The 16,621-nt window shown below is 45.2% G+C and carries 16 protein-coding genes; 7 read left to right on the top strand and 9 right to left on the bottom strand.

The window, feature by feature from the left end; translation table 11 throughout:
- Window positions 1-124: 124 nt before the first annotated feature.
- The 5 genes from KD145_RS30300 to KD145_RS30280 all read right to left on the bottom strand — a co-directional run bounded on the left by KD145_RS30300 (window position 125) and on the right by KD145_RS30280 (window position 3,015).
- On the bottom strand, window positions 125-763 hold the full coding sequence (locus KD145_RS30300; protein WP_212003537.1) for a GntR family transcriptional regulator: 639 nt from the start codon (window positions 761-763) through the stop codon (window positions 125-127).
- Window positions 764-858: 95 nt separating this feature from the next.
- Window positions 859-1,440: a TlpA disulfide reductase family protein gene (locus KD145_RS30295; protein WP_212003536.1), complete on the bottom strand. Its 582-nt coding sequence runs from the start codon at window positions 1,438-1,440 to the stop codon at window positions 859-861.
- Window positions 1,441-1,716: 276 nt separating this feature from the next.
- Window positions 1,717-2,148, bottom strand: a complete 432-nt coding sequence (locus KD145_RS30290) for an SRPBCC domain-containing protein (protein WP_212003535.1) — start codon at window positions 2,146-2,148, stop codon at window positions 1,717-1,719.
- A 25-nt stretch (window positions 2,149-2,173) separates the two neighbouring features.
- Window positions 2,174-2,506, bottom strand: coding sequence for a helix-turn-helix transcriptional regulator (locus tag KD145_RS30285; RefSeq protein WP_212003534.1), 333 nt, complete (start codon window positions 2,504-2,506; stop codon window positions 2,174-2,176).
- A 143-nt stretch (window positions 2,507-2,649) separates the two neighbouring features.
- Window positions 2,650-3,015, bottom strand: a complete 366-nt coding sequence (locus KD145_RS30280; RefSeq protein WP_212003533.1) for a helix-turn-helix domain-containing protein — start codon at window positions 3,013-3,015, stop codon at window positions 2,650-2,652.
- 84 nt (window positions 3,016-3,099) lie between these two features.
- Here KD145_RS30280 and KD145_RS30275 point away from each other — a divergent pair, with 84 nt between their 5' ends.
- The 5 genes from KD145_RS30275 to KD145_RS30255 all read left to right on the top strand — a co-directional run bounded on the left by KD145_RS30275 (window position 3,100) and on the right by KD145_RS30255 (window position 9,561).
- Window positions 3,100-3,489, top strand: coding sequence for an antibiotic biosynthesis monooxygenase (locus KD145_RS30275; protein WP_212003532.1), 390 nt, complete (start codon window positions 3,100-3,102; stop codon window positions 3,487-3,489).
- A gap of 23 nt (window positions 3,490-3,512) precedes the next feature.
- The gene (locus KD145_RS30270; protein ID WP_212003531.1) at window positions 3,513-3,989 is read left to right on the top strand and encodes a group II truncated hemoglobin; all 477 of its coding nucleotides are present in this window, start codon (window positions 3,513-3,515) and stop codon (window positions 3,987-3,989) included.
- Between the two features lie 644 nt (window positions 3,990-4,633).
- Complete coding sequence (locus KD145_RS30265) at window positions 4,634-6,157, top strand: sulfatase (protein ID WP_249219637.1); 1,524 nt, start codon at window positions 4,634-4,636, stop codon at window positions 6,155-6,157.
- Window positions 6,158-6,239: 82 nt separating this feature from the next.
- On the top strand, window positions 6,240-7,511 hold the full coding sequence (locus KD145_RS30260; RefSeq protein WP_212003530.1) for a hypothetical protein: 1,272 nt from the start codon (window positions 6,240-6,242) through the stop codon (window positions 7,509-7,511).
- A 208-nt stretch (window positions 7,512-7,719) separates the two neighbouring features.
- Window positions 7,720-9,561, top strand: coding sequence for an ABC transporter ATP-binding protein (locus tag KD145_RS30255; protein WP_212003529.1), 1,842 nt, complete (start codon window positions 7,720-7,722; stop codon window positions 9,559-9,561).
- Window positions 9,562-9,620: 59 nt separating this feature from the next.
- Here the strand turns inward: KD145_RS30255 and KD145_RS30250 are convergent, their stop codons facing one another.
- Together KD145_RS30250 and KD145_RS30245 are read right to left on the bottom strand one after the other, a co-directional pair.
- On the bottom strand, window positions 9,621-10,364 hold the full coding sequence (locus KD145_RS30250; RefSeq protein WP_212003528.1) for a glycosyltransferase family 2 protein: 744 nt from the start codon (window positions 10,362-10,364) through the stop codon (window positions 9,621-9,623).
- 74 nt (window positions 10,365-10,438) lie between these two features.
- Window positions 10,439-11,542 (bottom strand): glycosyltransferase, encoded by a 1,104-nt coding sequence (locus tag KD145_RS30245; RefSeq protein ID WP_212003527.1) that lies wholly within the window; start codon window positions 11,540-11,542, stop codon window positions 10,439-10,441.
- 268 nt (window positions 11,543-11,810) lie between these two features.
- On the opposite strand from KD145_RS30245, the gene KD145_RS30240 reads away from it, so the two are divergent.
- Window positions 11,811-12,731, top strand: coding sequence for a glycosyltransferase family A protein (locus KD145_RS30240; RefSeq protein ID WP_212003526.1), 921 nt, complete (start codon window positions 11,811-11,813; stop codon window positions 12,729-12,731).
- Window positions 12,732-12,755: 24 nt separating this feature from the next.
- Window positions 12,756-13,742 carry a hypothetical protein gene (locus tag KD145_RS30235; RefSeq protein ID WP_212003525.1) on the top strand — a complete coding sequence of 329 codons (987 nt, stop codon included), beginning with the start codon at window positions 12,756-12,758 and terminating at the stop codon, window positions 13,740-13,742.
- Between the two features lie 61 nt (window positions 13,743-13,803).
- Here KD145_RS30235 and KD145_RS30230 read toward each other — a convergent pair whose 3' ends face one another.
- Window positions 13,804-14,586, bottom strand: a complete 783-nt coding sequence (locus tag KD145_RS30230; RefSeq protein WP_256441323.1) for a glycosyltransferase family 2 protein — start codon at window positions 14,584-14,586, stop codon at window positions 13,804-13,806.
- 508 nt (window positions 14,587-15,094) lie between these two features.
- Window positions 15,095-16,519 (bottom strand): DNA/RNA non-specific endonuclease, encoded by a 1,425-nt coding sequence (locus KD145_RS30225; RefSeq protein WP_212003523.1) that lies wholly within the window; start codon window positions 16,517-16,519, stop codon window positions 15,095-15,097.
- Between the last annotated feature and the right edge of the window lie 102 nt (window positions 16,520-16,621).

Here is a 16,621-nt window from a genome sequence, read left to right as displayed (position 1 = left end):
ACCAGGAATGGTCAGTTATTCGCTACTCTGTTTACAAATATATTCAAATTTTGTAAACAAAAAAATATTTGAAGAAAATTATCAGAAGGAAGAAAAGTACAGTTTTAGTAATGCAGGAAAGGGGTTATTCTACCTCCAGGGTAGTTACTTCACCACGCAGCAGATGCTTTACCAGCGCTTCTTCCGCCTTTTTTACGTCTTTATTTTTCAAAGCACGCAGGATAGCCCGGTGTTCTTCATCGGTTTGTTCATAGTCATCCATCTGCACCAGCATCTTGCCCAGCTTCATATGAAACAGCGGGATATTACTGGACTGGTATATCTCCATCAGCTTGGCATTGCCAGCCATGGCCACCAGTGTTTCATGAAATTTCATATCCGCCTCGCAGGCGCCGCCCAGGTAGCCACTCTTTACCATATTGGTAAAGTCATCACAGATCTTTTCCAATGCGGCAATATCTTCTTTGTCTGCTTTCTGGATAGCCAAACGGATAGCACCCAGCTCCAGCAGTTCCCGTAACTCCCTCACCTGATGAATATCTTCTGCAGTCATGGATTTCACGAAGTATCCACCTTTTTCACCAAATACCACCAGATTCTCCCCCAGTAGGCGCGTCAGCGCCTCCCGCACAGCCATACGGCTTACTTCCGTCTTCTTGGCCCACACATCCTCCTTCAGGCGCATGCCCGGCACCAGCTGGTTGGACAGTATCTTGCGCCGAAGTTCTACATACACTTTATTAGCTAACGAATCTGTTTTCATAGTAAATAATGTAAACTAAATATTTATTCAAAAGTAAACAATTTTGGAATAGCGATCCCGTTTTAGCGGTCGACATTCCTAAAATTTACAAAAAACTACTGCTTTGCGTCCAGCAATTGCCCTACAAACTCCCGGAACTTACGGCTGCTATAGTCTGCCGCCCCTGTCTCCCGGAAAACGATACGCCCCGCCTTATCAACCACCAGCGTAGTAGGCAACGTACCGGCATATACCTTATCAGGCACCTCACCGGCCAACACCGCCACCGGCAGCTGATAACCATGATCCCGCATAAATCCCATCGCCTTTTCCACATTACTATCTGCATCCACCATCAGGAAAACAATATCCGGCCTGTCTTTCAACTGCCGATACAAACCATCCAGCGAAGGCATCTCCGCCCTGCAGGGAGGACACCACGTAGCCCAGAAATTAATGACAACCACCTTCCCTCTCAACTCAGACAAAGCCACCGGCAAACCTTCCGCCGTCAGGAACCGCATCTCCGGCGCCATATCACCATGCCCGCCAGCAGGCACTCCCGGCTGAAACAACCCGATCTTCATCAGCTGCTGAAGAAACCATACCTTACCACCAGGGATCAACGCTACAGATAACACCCCTGCCAACAACAACCCATATAAAATATTGGATAACGAAAAATAAGATCTGTTCATAAGCTTAATATAATAAAATTCCCAGGGCTGAAGCCCTGGGCTATAATTGTTTGTATACAAGGAAGGCTTTCTGATATACAGATATTTATACCAAAACTGCTATGATAATTTAGCGCTGAGCTCCCAGGGCTGAAGCCCTGGGCTATAATTGTTTGTTTAGAACAACGTGTTCTGACTATACAGACCCGTTACTTAAAAAGTGCTATAAACGCCTTAAACAGGCATATTCGTGCATAAAACTCCGTAAATAATATTACACAAATATAGCCCAGGGCTTTAGCCCTGGGACCCGAGATATTCAGGCAATGAAGTATTGATGATATGATCCCAGCCACCAGTGAAACTTTCGCGGGTGAAAGATTTGAGGTGCTGCGGAAATGTTTCCAGTCCGGCATGGGTTAATGTCAGTTTTGTCTGGCTCCCTTCCTGCGACAGCTCAAAAGTAAGCAGCGATTCTCCTTCATAATTTTCATATTTCCAGGTATATGATAGTTTCCTGCCGGGCACTACTTCCGTCACCTGGCAATGATGAACGTATAATACTCCTTCGTCTTCGCAATTAAAGGTGAAGGAAAAACCAACTTCAGGTCTAAAATCCGACACATCAAAATACCATTTCCTCATTTTCTCTTTTACAGTCAGTGCTTCCCAAACTTTTCCCATCGGGGCATTAAGGGTACGTTCTACTACCAGTGGTTCGCTTTTCATAACAATGATTTTTAAAGATGATGAACTACTTCTTTTTTTTCTTCTTCTTATGATTATCCTCTTCCAGAAATGCTTCCAGGGCATCCAGTTTACGATCCCAGAACTTCCGGTAATGTTCCACCCATTCAGACACTTGCTTCAACTGACGCAGATTAGCCCTGCAATACCGCTCCCTTCCCTGCTGCTGTATGATCACCAGGCCGCATTCTGTCAGTATTTTCACATGTTTGGATATAGCTGGTCTGCTGATGTCAAAATGATCAGCCACCATATTCAGACTCAACGACTGATCGGCCAGCAAATGAATGATGTCCCGCCGCGTTGGGTCAGCAATCGCCTGAAAAACGTCTCTGCGCATAAATAACTTTTTAATATCCGTAACCGTTCGGTTACAAATATAAGTAACCGAATGGTTACGGAAAAATTTAATTTTCAGATACCTCTTAAACCGCTAGAGATAAGCATTGGAATAGAATGGCGAAAATTGGGGACGGGTTAAATTTATTTGTATAGATGCTGATCCTGGATATAATCGATGCCATGTTTTTTCAGATAACGAATACCCCAGTCACTCACAAATTCATACAAAGGCGCCAGAGACTTTCCATCCTCCGACAACGCATATTCCACCCGATAGGGCTTCTTCGACAAAATATTTTTAGTGATCAGAAAATCCTGCTCCAGCTCCCTTAATTGCTGGCTCAGCATTTTCTCCGAGATACCCGGCAGGTTCTCCCGCAACTGCACATAACTACGTTGCCCAAACTGATGCAAATGCGCCAGTATCAGCAGTTTCCATTTACCACCTATAAAGCCCAGTGTTACATCGACCGGACAGGTGTATGTTTTATCGTTTAAGGTTATCATACCGGTATCCTACTTTTTGGTAAGTTATTGATCACGACCACAAAGGCACTTAGCTTTGTAATAGTCAATATCCATCATAAAAATATGAAAACACTCGTCACCATTATCACACTTTTTATTATGTATCCATTCGCATCTACTATGGACCAGTCAGCACCCACAACCTTTTCAACGGAAATCATCCGCTACAGCATCCCGGAACAGGACCGCCAGCATTTTGAAACCGCCTATGCAGAAGCCGGTAAATACCTGCAAGCCTCCCCGTATTGTTTAAGTTACCAGGTACTACACGGCAACGAAGAACCACAGCATTACATCGTAGTCATCCACTGGACTTCCCAAACAGATCATCTGCAGGGATTCCGTAAAAGTCAGCAGTTCCCGCCATTCTTCAACCTCGTAAAACCATTTTACAACAATATTGAAGAAATGAAACATTATGACCTTACTCCTACCCAGTGGATAAGAAAATAGTCATTTTTCATTAATTTAGAAGCATGACAAACGACAAAAAAATACCCACACTATACGAATGGGCAGGCGGCATGCCGGTATTTGAAAAACTGACGGACACCTTTTATAAAAAAGTACTCGCAGATCCTTTACTGGAACCCGTATTCAAACACATGAGCCCGGAACACCAGCAACATGTGGCCCACTTCATCGCAGAAGTCTTCGGTGGTCCCAAGACCTACAGCGAACAGGAAGGCTCCCATTTTAAAATGGTCCATAAACACCTTGGCAAACATCTCACCGAACAACATCGCAAAAGGTGGATAGCACTACTGCTGGCAACCGCAGATGAACTACAATTGCCCGATGATCCGGAATTCCGCTCCGCATTTGTAGGATACATCGAATGGGGCACCCGTATTGCTGTGATCAATTCTCAGGAAAATACACTGGATATGGACGCGGAACAGCCCATGCCTAAATGGGGTTGGGGTGAGACAGGAGGGCCGTATATGCCTTAAAAAATATGGGCTGAAGCGTTCTTTGCTTCAGCCCATATTTTTTTCGATCTAAGGTTCATTAGGATTCGTACACATTCCCGGAAGCTCTTCTATTATCATTCCGCTGGTGGCGTTATCGCTCCATTTCCACCGATAGGTAGTACGACAATAGTCCAAGCCGTTTTTCTTAAAATTTACCCGGCTTATGACTTCCTTTTTACCACTTTCACAAACACCATTCACCATCCGCTGATACTCTTGGGTACAGGAGCCGTCCCCTCTTGGCTCTTCGTATAAAAGAACCAACACCGGCATTTTCATCTTACATCCGGTATGAATGTAAAAATGACCAGTATCCGAAACCTTTAACTCAACAGGAAGATGAAGCTGTGCAACACAGTCCAGGGGCTAATCTTTTGGTTTAATAAATGCCGTAACCAGTTTCATTTATGTATACTATATCAGGAATTATCATAGCCGATAGCTTTCATATCATCTGTCATCTTCATAAACGATATATTCATTCATCCCTCCTTCATCACATTACAATCCTCTTTGATAAACCCACCCTGCAAAATATCAATAAATCATAATATTACCTACCATACCAAATAATAGATATCTTTATCTCCCACCGCGTCCTAATCCATCATTACAACAACAGTATGAAAACAATGAAACGCCTTTCCTGGCTGCTGCTGGCTCTCATCGCCAATACCAGCTTCGGACAGAAAAAACAGCCCAACATCATCTTCATCTTCTCTGATGATCATGCCTATCAGACTATCAGCGCTTATGGCAGTACATTGGCTCAAACACCTAACATCGACCGGATTGCCCGCCAGGGTACGTTATTTAAAAATGCACTGGTCACCAATTCCATCTGCGGCCCTAGTAGGGCCACATTGCTGACAGGAAAGTATAGTCACGTCAACGGATACACGCTTAATGAAAAAAAATTCAACGTGGGCCAGCAGCTCTTTCCGAAACTGTTGCAACAAAACGGATATCAGACAGCATGGATAGGCAAATGGCATCTGGGTAATCTTCCCGAGGGCTTCGACTTCTGGCGTATCCTCAACAATCAGGGCCAGTACTACAATCCTGACTTTATCAGTCCAACCGATACTACAAAAGTAGAAGGATATGTGACCAATATCATCACACAGTTTTCGGTTGACTGGCTCAATCACCGCGATACCTCCAAACCTTTCTTCCTGGTAGTAGGTGAAAAAGCCACCCACCGCGAATGGCTGCCTGATCTGCAGGACCTCGGCGCCTACGACAACAAAACCTTCCCGCTACCACCTACCTTCCGGGATGACTATAAAAACAGAACAGCCGCTCAAAACCAGGACATGACCATCGACAAAACCATGCGCCTGAAAGAAGATCTGAAAGTACATGCCAACTACGAAAAAGGTATCTATGGCCGGTTTACACCGGAACAAAAAAAAGTGTACCAGGCTTATTACGAAGATAAAATCAGCAAAGAGTTCGATGAGAAAAAACTCAGTGGCGACGCATTGGTGGAATGGAAGTACCAGCGCTACCTGAAAGACTACCTCTCTACCGCCCGCTCACTGGACCGCAACATCGGCGCCCTGCTCGATTACCTCGATAAAAACGGATTGGCCGACAACACAATCGTTATTTATGCTTCCGACCAGGGATTTTATATGGGAGAACATGGTTGGTTTGATAAACGTTTTATGTATGAAGAATCCCTTCGCACTCCTTTTATCATTAAATATCCTGGCGTCACCAAACCTGGCAGTACAGTCAACCAGCTGATGCTGAATATAGACTGGGCACCTACCATCCTGCAGATCGCCGGTGTTAAGGTACCTGCAGATATACAAGGCGCCTCTTTCCTCCCGCTCCTGCAGCCCAATACAGACAAAGTGTCCTGGCGCAAGGCTGCTTATTATCACTACTACGAGTTTCCCGAACCCCATCACGTATATCCGCATTTCGGTGTACGTACCGAACAGTATACGCTTATCCGTTTCTATGGTGCCGGTGATTCCTGGGAACTATACGACCTGAAAAAAGATCCGCATCAGGTGAATAATATCTACGGCAACAAAGGCACTGAACAAATTACGGCCAACCTGAAAGCAACGCTGAAAAAACTGATCCTCCAATACAAAGACGAGGAAGCACTGAAAATACTCGAATCCCGCTAACCATCGGCTGTCACGTAAAGCAGATGTGCTTTACGTGACAGCCCTTCCTGAGAAAATCCACTAAAAAAAGTACCTTCGACAGATGATGCAATCTCCCCTGACCTGGCATTTTACTATCGGAGACCAGAAAAGAGGCGCCTGGAGCGCGGTGCTGATAGCCCTGGGTACCCTTGCTTTAATACTTACCGGCCTTATACTGAAAGTCAACTTCACCCTGCTGATGATAACAATACTTGTTATCTTTCTGGCTTCCATAATCCTGACCATAAAATGGATGTGGAGAAAAGAAACGATCACCCTCTATCACGACCAGATCGAGTCAGCCTTATATGGTGTAATATATTTTTCGGAAATCAGGAAAATATCCAGTCCATGGATGGCTGGCAATACAGCTATCAAACTACACCTCGAAAAAAGGAAAGTGTCCTGGTCCATGCTGAGAAGCAGCCGCGCCCTGATTCAGAATACACCGGAAGAAGTCTCCGATTTCCAAAACTTCCTGCAGGAGCTGGAACAACGGCTCCAGCGACAGGAGAAAAAAAAGCCCAAAACAAACGATACACCCGCAGTGCCAGCCACTCAACTGCACCAGATCAACAATACCCGCAGCAGCCACACCGGCCTGCTCATCGGTATCTCAGCGATATTCGGCCTTGTACTGCTAGTCCGGGCCTGCCTTCCACAATTCCGGCACAGCAGCCAGGTCCGCAGTATGAAAACCGCATCGGAACAAATTTTCTACGACCGTAAAAAACAAATAGACCAGCTGGTGGCCCAAAGACTGGTACAGGAAGGCGGCGCTTTCCTGTATACCAACGACCACGCAGCTACGATAAAACTGTTCCCTTATATCCACACCGGCAATCCACTCAATATAGATCTGTTTGAACACCTGGCTGCCATTAAAGACATGACCGCCATTCTCGACAATCCCGATTCAGCCCAGCTGGACATCTTCATTATCAGCGGTGACAGCTCCGTCCGCCGGATGCGGCCCGACACCGCTGCCCGCCAGTTTTTTCTGCGGACGTATGATCCGTCACAACATATCCGGCCAGGCTACCTGAAATCCGATGACACAACAAACCTGAGCAGCTACCCGGTGTTTGACATGAGCTGGAACGTACGGCTCAAAGATACCGGCAATATAGTCCATGCCATCCGCCACAGCATTCCCGCGGTAAATGTGATGCTCAGCCAGGTGAGGCTGCGTCCTGCATTTTACCTCTACCTGACCGGTAAAGTCAAACATGGCATGAATGAAGTGGCATTTAAAGATGCAGTAACAGCCCTGAATCAACTGTTACATCAGAACAAGGTGGATACCTCAGGGTTTGTGTTCACCCGGATCTAAGCCCCCTGCGCATACAGAAAAAACAGGAGCCGATCAAATTCCTGCAGGACCTGACCTTCTTTTAACATAACGATTTATGCTAAATACTTTGCCAATTACACTAAAAGATCTAACTTCGCCCGCTATGAGAGAAGCCGCATCAGCTTTGCTTTGATGCGGCTTTTTTATGGAGATGAATTAATTATAATTTCGAGTATTTTACAGTGATATGAAGACGTATTTCCGACTTTTAGCTTTTGCGAAACCTATTAACAAATTTGCCATCCCCTATATCATCTGCACCCTGTTGTCCATTATCTTCAGTACGCTGAACCTGGCGCTGCTGGCTCCACTGCTGGCCACCATCTTCGCTAATGTAAAAGGGACTCCAGTAAAACCGGATAACTGGGCTGACATTTTCGCTGTTTTTAACTACTATACCACCCTCGTTTTTAATAAATACGGCGCCGTACAAACGCTCCAGTTCGTATGCGGCTGTATCGTGGTATCTGTACTGCTGGGTAACCTCTTCCGCTATTTTGCGGACAAAACCATGGAAAGCCTCCGTATCCACACCCTGCTCAACCTGAGAAAGTCCGTTTTCAACAACGTCATGGGCCTCGATCTTGGCTATTTCAGCAATGAAAGAAAAGGGGATATCATCTCCAAAATAGCATCCGACGTGCAAACCGTGCAATACTCCGTTACCGGTACCCTCCAGGTGATTTTTAAAGAGCCTGTTACCTTTCTTACGTACCTGATAATGCTCTTTATCATTTCCTATAAACTGACCCTGGTATCCATGCTGGTAATACCGGTGGCCGGTTTAATCATCTCCAGAATCGTAAAGCGCCTTAAGGAACATGCGGTGGAATCGCACCGTACCTACGGAATTATGATCAGCTACCTGGATGAAGCACTCCATGGTATCCGTATCATCAAAGCCTTTAATGCGGTGAATTTTATCACGGACCGTTTCAACAACGAAAACCTCCGCTACTCAAAGATTGCACGCGCCATGGCTAAAAGACAGCAGCTGGCCTCCCCCGTCTCCGAAACCCTCGGTGTGTTTATGGTGGCTGGTATCGTTTTATACGGCGGTACCCTGGTACTCGCTAACCAAGGCGACCTCAGCGCGGCTGCTTTCATTGCCTACATCGCGCTGTTCTCACAAATCATGCGCCCCGCTAAAGCCATCTCCGCTTCCTTTACCAATATCCACTCTGGTATTGCGGCCGGTGAACGTGTACTGGAGCTCATCGATGAGAAACCTAACATCGTCAATGCTCCCAACGCTGTGGCCCTCACCGACTTTGAGAAAAATATTGAATTCAGAGATGTAACTTTTGCCTACAGCGAAAAAGAAATACTGAAAAAAATAAACCTGACAATACCAAAAGGTAAAACGATCGCACTGGTAGGCCCTTCCGGTGGTGGTAAGTCCACCCTCATGGACCTGATCCCCCGCTTTATCCAGCCCAAATCCGGTGACATCCTCATCGACGGCCACCACATTAAAAACGTAACCATCGAGTCTCTCCGGTCACTCATGGGCATCGTCAACCAGGACTCCATTCTCTTTAATGATTCTATCTTCAACAATATTGCCTTTGGTAAACCCGATGTTTCCCACGCCGATGTGGAAGCTGCCGCCAGAATCGCCAATGCACACGATTTTATCATGAGTACCGCTGATGGCTACCAGACCAATATCGGCGATAAAGGCTCCAGGCTCTCCGGTGGACAAAGACAACGTATCTGTATCGCCCGTGCTGTACTCAACAACCCGCCGCTGATGCTGCTGGACGAAGCGACCTCCGCACTGGATACAGAATCCGAAAAAATGGTACAGGACGCTCTCAACAACCTGATGAAGAACCGCACCTCCCTCGTGATCGCACACCGCCTCAGCACCATCCAGAACGCCGATCTGATCGTTGTACTGGAAGATGGTCAAATTGCGGAACAAGGCTCTCACCTGGAACTGATGGGCCAAAACGGACTGTATAAAAAACTGATTGATATGCAGACATTTGCTGCCAACAAGGAAGAAACAGTAGTTGAAAAATAACGCAATGTAATGAGCCAGGCTTCAAAATCAGCCATTGGATTGATTTTGAAGCCTGCTACTTAAAAATCCAATACCCCGGCCTTTCTTTTCTTATACCGCTTGTACAGAAAACGGAGATAAATAATCCAACCCATACCCTCTTTAATGATACCGGGTTTATCCTGCTTAAACAGTTCGTCCCGGGTAGCAGACGAGAATCCGTTCATATTGTAGCTGACAACAGGAATAGGGTAATAACATTTCTTAAACTGACGGTCGCCCCACACTCTGATATTAACATCATAATCGGCAAACACTTTATAACGCAGATTATAACTGTATTTCCTGAATACCAGCGCCGGGTAAACAATAGCCTGATGGTTCATACATTCCTGCGCCAGTCTGTATTTTGAGAAATGACCGGTTAATACATTGTAGTTGGGACGCTGACCTGTATAGTATTCTTTGCTGATACCGTAATAAACTGCGTTTTCCTCTTTCACCTGTGCGGCCATTTCACTGAATCCCGGTAACAACCGGTCATCTGCACCCAGAAAGTGTAACCACTTTCCTTTTGCCAATCTGGTGCCCTTGTTCAGGGCATCATATATCCCCTTATCTGGCTCACTGACCCAGTTAAGCGGAAAACTACCAGTATAATTTTTCAGTATAGACAAGGTATTGTCTGTACTACCTCCATCTATCACCACTATTTCAATGCCTTTGAAAGACTGCGCAGTAATAGAACGAAGACAGCCAGGTAGCTGCTTCTCAGCATTATAGGTAGCGATAATGATACTGATGATAATATCGTTGTCGGCCATGCATGGATATATTTACGGACGAACTAAATTAATACATTTTTATACTTCCAGCCATGCGGTTCAGCCACAAGCCATTATCTGCACCAGATAAGCACGCCCACCAGCAGCGCAAACATGACAAACTTGGTAATCCGCCAGCGGTTCAGCCGGAAATGATGCGGTCTTGAAAAGTCAGCATTGATACGTTGCATGAAAGCCGGCACTCCCTGTTTTCGTAAACCGGTTATCAGTGTGCCCCATTCAGTGCTCCATCTCAACCTCGTTACATAATATGCCACCACAGGAGAAGTAAAACCTTTCTGCACCGATTTGGCATAGTTCAGGATAAGGTCAAAAACAAATACCGCTGCAATGAGGATCAGCCATTGGGTCCAGCCCAGGTAGTAAATAATAAGTGGTGCGGTGAGTATAAACAATATCAGTGATTCGATGGGATTAGGAAACCCATACCAGGTAAAGCTTTTGAAACGAGGCAGCAAATGCCCGGTGCCTGCTCCGTAACGCATACTACGGTCATAGTGCGGACGGCCATCATTCCACCAGGGATGTACTGCCTTGGCTTCTTTTAATGTCAGGAAACGTTTGTTGTTCTGTATACAGATCCGTGCAGGCAGGTCCATATCCTCTCCCCCGCCGTTCTTGGAGAAAACGTCTGAAAAACGCAGGTCACCCATCGCAGCACGGTTAAACATCATATTCGCTGTGGTTCCCCACATAAATTCACTGGTAACATTCGCAATACGGAAAGCAGCTGTAATGCCATATGCATCCAATGCCTCCGTAAAGTGATTAATAGGCGCCGGGAAATCAGTCAGCCCTATAAATCCGATAGCATCAGGATGCTGGCGGATGGCCGCCACATAGGTATGCAAAAGATCTTTCTCTACCACAATATCATCGTCCAGAAACAATATCCAGGGAGCTTTACCGGCATCAATACCTTTATTCCTGCTGCCGGAGGCACCCAGGTTCTCAGAGTTGATAAACAGGTTGACAACACCGTCCGCCGCCAGCTTGCTGATAGCCGGACCAGGTTTCACTTCCGGATTATCTACAATGATAAAATAATTAAAGGTCCACCCCTCAGGTTTGGGCAGCTCTATTAAAGGAATCAGATAACGCTCTCCCAGCCGGAAAGATGGTATAACAATATCTACACAGTTAGACGTTTCTCGCATAGGACGGCGAAGGTACAGAATTATAGGATAAAACTATACCATAAAAATTATAATATGTCCCGGGAATCCCCCGTGTTCATTAGTCATCAGAAGAAAATACGCCCGATATCGAAAATCGTCTACATACATATCAAGATGAAATAATACATTATTTTTATAATATATGTTAGATTCAATATCTGGTCATTAGTTATTGAGATTAGGATTTTAGTCAGATTACAGCTATATTTGGCGCTTTATCTCCGCATCCATAAAACTATTTCGGATAATGTCATTAGCTCCTGTGGCCATATTTGTTTATAACCGGCCCGACCATGCTCAACAAACAATAGAATCATTGTTGAAAAATGCGGAAGCACCACGCACAGATCTCTACATTTTCAGTGACGGGGCCAAAGCAGACAAAGACAAGGACATGGTAAAGGCTGTAAGGGAATATGTCCATACAGTTACCGGCTTTGCATCCGTAACAGTGATAGAACAACAGCAGAACATAGGACTGGCAGCCAGTATCACCACTGGCGTTACCATGGTGGTAAACAAGCATGGTAAAATCATTCAGATGGATGATGACCTGCTGGTATCCCCTTATTTCCTCCGGTTTATGAATGATGCGCTGGATCATTATGAAAACAATGATAAAGTAGCTTGTGTATGTGCGTTTCTCTATCCGGTAAGGAAGAAAGTGCCTGCCAACTTTTTCCTCAAAGGAGCTGACTGCTGTATCTGGGGTACCTGGAAACGGGCCTGGGACATGTATGAACCGGATGGACGGAAGTTGCTGCATGAACTGGAACAACGCAGGCTTACTTTCAAATTCGATTTTGATGGTGCCTATCCTTATACCCAGATGCTCAGAGACCAGATTGAGGGCAAAAACGACTCCTGGGCCATTCGCTGGCTGGCATCTGCTTATCTGAAAGACAAATACACACTGTATCCCGGCAAATCCATGGCAAGAAATATCGGCATGGATAATTCCGGTACCAATAGCGGACAAACAAACAGCTACGACCAGACTGTCAGCATGGAACCCATACCCATCCTGGATATTCCGGTAGAACAAAGCCGGGCCGGCTATGTAGCCTTCAGGGAATTCTTTACCCGCCTCTATAATAATTACTCTTTTTTCAAACGGAAACGTAGGCGTTTCAAACGCTGGGTAAAGTACCTGATTAAAGGCATCTAGCAGTAAAACGAAGATCAGTCAAACATGCTCAACTTTTGTACACTTTTCAACTCATTATACCTGACACGGGGTGTAGCCATGTACAATTCGCTGGAAGCCACCTGCCCGGACTTTCATCTGTATATTTTTGCCTTTGATGATCAGGCCTGCCAGACACTGCAAACACTGCGGTTATCTAAAGCCACCATCATTCCGCTGTCCTCTTTTGAAGATGAAAGATTATTACAGATAAAGGAAACCCGCACACCAGGCGAATACTGCTGGACATGTACACCTGCCACCATTGAATACTGTCTGGATACCTACCAACTGCCTTCCTGTACCTATATTGATGCAGACCTGCTGTTTTATAAAAATCCCGCCGTACTGCTGGAAGAAATGGGACAGCAGTCAGTGCTTATTACCGAACACCGCTATACACCGGAGTACGACCAGGCCGCTACCAGCGGGAAATACTGCGTACAATTCGTTGCCTTTAAAAACAATGCTGCGGGCCGCAAAGTACTCACTGACTGGAAAGAAGACTGTTTTGAATGGTGCTACGCCCGTTTTGAAGATGGTAAATTCGGGGACCAGAAATACCTGGATAGCTGGACAACACGCTATGATTGTATACATGAACTCAATCACACCGGCGGTGGCGTCGCTCCCTGGAACGTGCAGCAATACTCATTTACTGCAGATAAAAATATGGTCACTGGCATAGAAACCAGCAGTGGCAAGCAGTTCGATCTGATCTTTTATCACTACCACGATTATAAGTATTGTATTGCCAATGGCTGTTTCCTGGGACATTACAGATTAACGGAGCATAACCTGAAGATCGTCTACAAACCCTATATACTGGCACTGGAAAAAGTAGCGGCACAGCTGCAAAATGCCGGATGCAACGGTACTTTTCATGAGTTGCAGGACATCCACCGGCTTAGGAAATCGCTGAGAAGAATGTATAAATTCTATATCCGCGGGCATATCGGCAATCATTACAGGAGAAGTTATATAACCAGATAATGGGATAACATTGGTTATATAACATTTCGGTTCCCGTTTACAATGGCTGCTCCCACACTTTTTAGTGGTGATAGCCGTTTGTACAGTAGGTAATTCCTCTTTTTAAGGTATCCAGGTACACGCGGTAGTTGACATTTTCGTGTATCCGGTCGTTGAGTGGGTGGTGCAGATGATAACATACCGCTTTCATCTTTACCTTCTTCTGGCTCAGTCCTGAGTTGATAAAACGGGCGGCCAGTTCAATATCTTCATGTCCCCAGCCCTTCAGCTCGTTATTATAACCGTTCACCTTCAGAAAATCCTCCTTCCAGAAAGCGCAGTTACAACCGATCAGGTTACGGGAACGTTTACTCTTTTTTATCAGTAAAGGCGCGAGAAACGGGATACGGAGCGCATTAAAGCGATTCTTTACACCCCGGCCGAAAGCCGTTACATTGTCAAATTCGCCGGAACGCAGAAAATAACGGGTCTTGTCTTCCGGCAAAAGTACCCGGCTGCCGCGGATATAAAAACCCTGTTCGGCTTCACTTCTATGGTCTTTGATAAAATCTTCGTGTAATACTATATCCCCGTCTATCTGGATGATGTAGTCAGAATCAGTACCGGTAATAGCCTGGTTGATGATGATCGTTTTACGGAAACCCTCATCCGGATGCCAGAAATGTTTTACAGGAATAGTGGTGCTTCGTTTGAACGCTTCAATAACATATCTTGTAGCATCTGCAGATCCATCATCAGCGATGATGACCTCGTCAGGCAAAACACTTTGCCTAAGCACACTCTCCAGAACAAGTTTTAACGCTTCTGGCCAGTTGTATGTAGTTACCAATAAGGCCACGGACATGCTATCACCCATATATCTGAATCTTATATAATTTTTTGTAATTTTTGCTTCGCACTGTTTTCCACTCCTGAACCATCCGGCACCATCCTGAATAACGCCCGCTTTCCACCGTTTATTTCAGCGCAAACAGATACACCCGTTGCAGGTCTATCGTTGAATATACGCAGTGAATATTGTAGGCCCATCATTTGATTGTCTTTGGTCAGTTAATCATTTAGCAATTATTCTATTGTAAGCTAACGAATTAAGGTCTTCATATGTTACACATACCTTCAGTACAAAAGGTTAAATTTTTCAATAAAGTCAAACATCATGAATGACAATAGCGATTGGATGTACTTTTTACCCTTATTTTTAATGGCAATATAAAAAGTTTCCTCAATTAAAAATATGGCAATTTTATGCAATTTATAATTAATTATCGCAATGACATAATAATTTTTTCAACTGCATCAAAATCCCGTTTTCAATTAGATGGGAAATCACTTAGCAACTATCATGCTAAGGTTTACTCCCCGGTATCAATCTTTTTGATCAGCTCCTGCCTTACTGCCTCGGGAACATTGCCCAGTAGCTTGTAATTCGTAGCTTTTTCAATTTCTTCTATAGAAGTGAGATAGGCAGACCATTTTGTATTGACGTTATTATTGTTGGGCGTATTGACTGCAATGACACGGGTGGAACGGGAAATCCGTTTCAGGTCATTGTTGCCCTCAGGCAATACCACAATCACTTTCCAGATCCTGGCAGGCACATTCACCCTGTTTCCGGCAATCTTTTTTGTCAGCCCCTTACTACCGGTTCCGCCAGTACCATAACTTCCCATAATCACATACACCTCATTCCCCTCTTTTACCAGTGAACGGGTATAACTTTCCAGATTAGACCACAGATGCTGATTATGATTGGGTGCCTGCGGAATCATATTGGTCATCAGGAAGGTGGCTTCATTGGCATCCCGGCTAGCCGTCCGGTCCCCCGAAGGACAGTTATGACCACGGTCAAAACCACTGCCGATATAAGTGGTTTGCGTCACCTGGAACCAATCGTCCGGTACATCTGCATCCGGCCGGAAATCATTACCCCGGGCCATATCCCCCAGATCACGGGAAGAAATATGCCAGCTTACCCAGTTAGGTGTTCCGTTATCGCGGCTGTAAGACAATTTGTAATATCCCTTGTCCATCAGGTAATTGTTGACCATCGCCAGTGAAGCCGTGGCATTACTCGGGTTACCCAGCAACATGTTATCATCATCGCCCGATACCGACCCTTCAGCAGGTCCTGTTACGACCGGAGCTTTGCCTCCTTCTTCTACCGTAAAGGCATCAAAGTTCAACCGGCTGTTGGTCTTGTCTGTTTTCCGGATCGAAAAACGAATGGCGGCATTGGTGGTAGCCGTGAAAGTGGCTGTCTTCAGAGTATTGGAGCTAACACTAACGGTATTGCCTACTTTGGTATAACGCTGTCCGCGGTTCACGGATGCCCATAACTCCCACTCACCTTTTTCATCCTCTCCATACAAAGCATATTTCAGCGTAACCGTCACCGTTCCCTTCACGGCAACATCAAATTCCATATTCGCCATACCATTACTCCGGATGCGTAAGGCCTTTGTACCTACCTTATGATCTTCATCCAGGCCGCCGGTCACAGCATCCTTGAACTCCCAGCTACCGCTGCTGAGCGAAATTTCTTCTGTATTGTAATTGGTTTTGCTGCCCTTTTCAAAGTCTTCCTGCAACAGATATTTCGCAGACTTCTTTTTCCCGTGTTTGGAAGCAGATGATTTTTTTGAAGAATGGGTTTTCTCCTTTTCCTTTATCCCGGCTATTTTCCGGGAACAGGTAGTAACTATAAAAGTGGCAATGATCAGTATAACAGCTAAGGCTAAACTATTGCTTGATTTATTCGTCGATTTCTTCTTTGGCATAGGGCCGCGAAGATAATTATGATTAAACTGATTTCAATGCCTGCCGTTGCAAGATTTTTCCCACACAGGATCTTATCATTTTTTTTCTTCAGCAAGATTATC

The organism is Chitinophaga sp. HK235 (genome assembly GCF_018255755.1).
In the GTDB taxonomy this organism is placed as follows: domain Bacteria; phylum Bacteroidota; class Bacteroidia; order Chitinophagales; family Chitinophagaceae; genus Chitinophaga.
The sequence above is the reverse complement of the archived record's forward strand: the minus strand, read 5'-3'. Positions and strand labels throughout refer to the sequence as shown.

What these genes read in the sequence shown, in the direction of transcription:
- KD145_RS30225 (WP_212003523.1), bottom strand. Translation starts at nt 16,519, where the DNA reads ATGCCAAAGAAGAAATCGACGAATAAATCAAGCAATAGTTTAGCCTTA.
- KD145_RS30250 (WP_212003528.1), bottom strand. Translation starts at nt 10,364, where the DNA reads ATGGCCGACAACGATATTATCATCAGTATCATTATCGCTACCTATAAT.
- KD145_RS30300 (WP_212003537.1), bottom strand. Translation starts at nt 763, where the DNA reads ATGAAAACAGATTCGTTAGCTAATAAAGTGTATGTAGAACTTCGGCGC.
- KD145_RS30280 (WP_212003533.1), bottom strand. Translation starts at nt 3,015, where the DNA reads ATGATAACCTTAAACGATAAAACATACACCTGTCCGGTCGATGTAACA.
- KD145_RS30255 (WP_212003529.1), top strand. Translation starts at nt 7,720, where the DNA reads ATGAAGACGTATTTCCGACTTTTAGCTTTTGCGAAACCTATTAACAAA.
- KD145_RS30235 (WP_212003525.1), top strand. Translation starts at nt 12,756, where the DNA reads ATGCTCAACTTTTGTACACTTTTCAACTCATTATACCTGACACGGGGT.
- KD145_RS30245 (WP_212003527.1), bottom strand. Translation starts at nt 11,542, where the DNA reads ATGCGAGAAACGTCTAACTGTGTAGATATTGTTATACCATCTTTCCGG.
- KD145_RS30285 (WP_212003534.1), bottom strand. Translation starts at nt 2,506, where the DNA reads ATGCGCAGAGACGTTTTTCAGGCGATTGCTGACCCAACGCGGCGGGAC.
- KD145_RS30275 (WP_212003532.1), top strand. Translation starts at nt 3,100, where the DNA reads ATGAAAACACTCGTCACCATTATCACACTTTTTATTATGTATCCATTC.
- KD145_RS30230 (WP_256441323.1), bottom strand. Translation starts at nt 14,586, where the DNA reads ATGTCCGTGGCCTTATTGGTAACTACATACAACTGGCCAGAAGCGTTA.
- KD145_RS30265 (WP_249219637.1), top strand. Translation starts at nt 4,634, where the DNA reads ATGAAAACAATGAAACGCCTTTCCTGGCTGCTGCTGGCTCTCATCGCC.
- KD145_RS30240 (WP_212003526.1), top strand. Translation starts at nt 11,811, where the DNA reads ATGTCATTAGCTCCTGTGGCCATATTTGTTTATAACCGGCCCGACCAT.
- KD145_RS30295 (WP_212003536.1), bottom strand. Translation starts at nt 1,440, where the DNA reads ATGAACAGATCTTATTTTTCGTTATCCAATATTTTATATGGGTTGTTG.
- KD145_RS30270 (WP_212003531.1), top strand. Translation starts at nt 3,513, where the DNA reads ATGACAAACGACAAAAAAATACCCACACTATACGAATGGGCAGGCGGC.
- KD145_RS30290 (WP_212003535.1), bottom strand. Translation starts at nt 2,148, where the DNA reads ATGAAAAGCGAACCACTGGTAGTAGAACGTACCCTTAATGCCCCGATG.
- KD145_RS30260 (WP_212003530.1), top strand. Translation starts at nt 6,240, where the DNA reads ATGATGCAATCTCCCCTGACCTGGCATTTTACTATCGGAGACCAGAAA.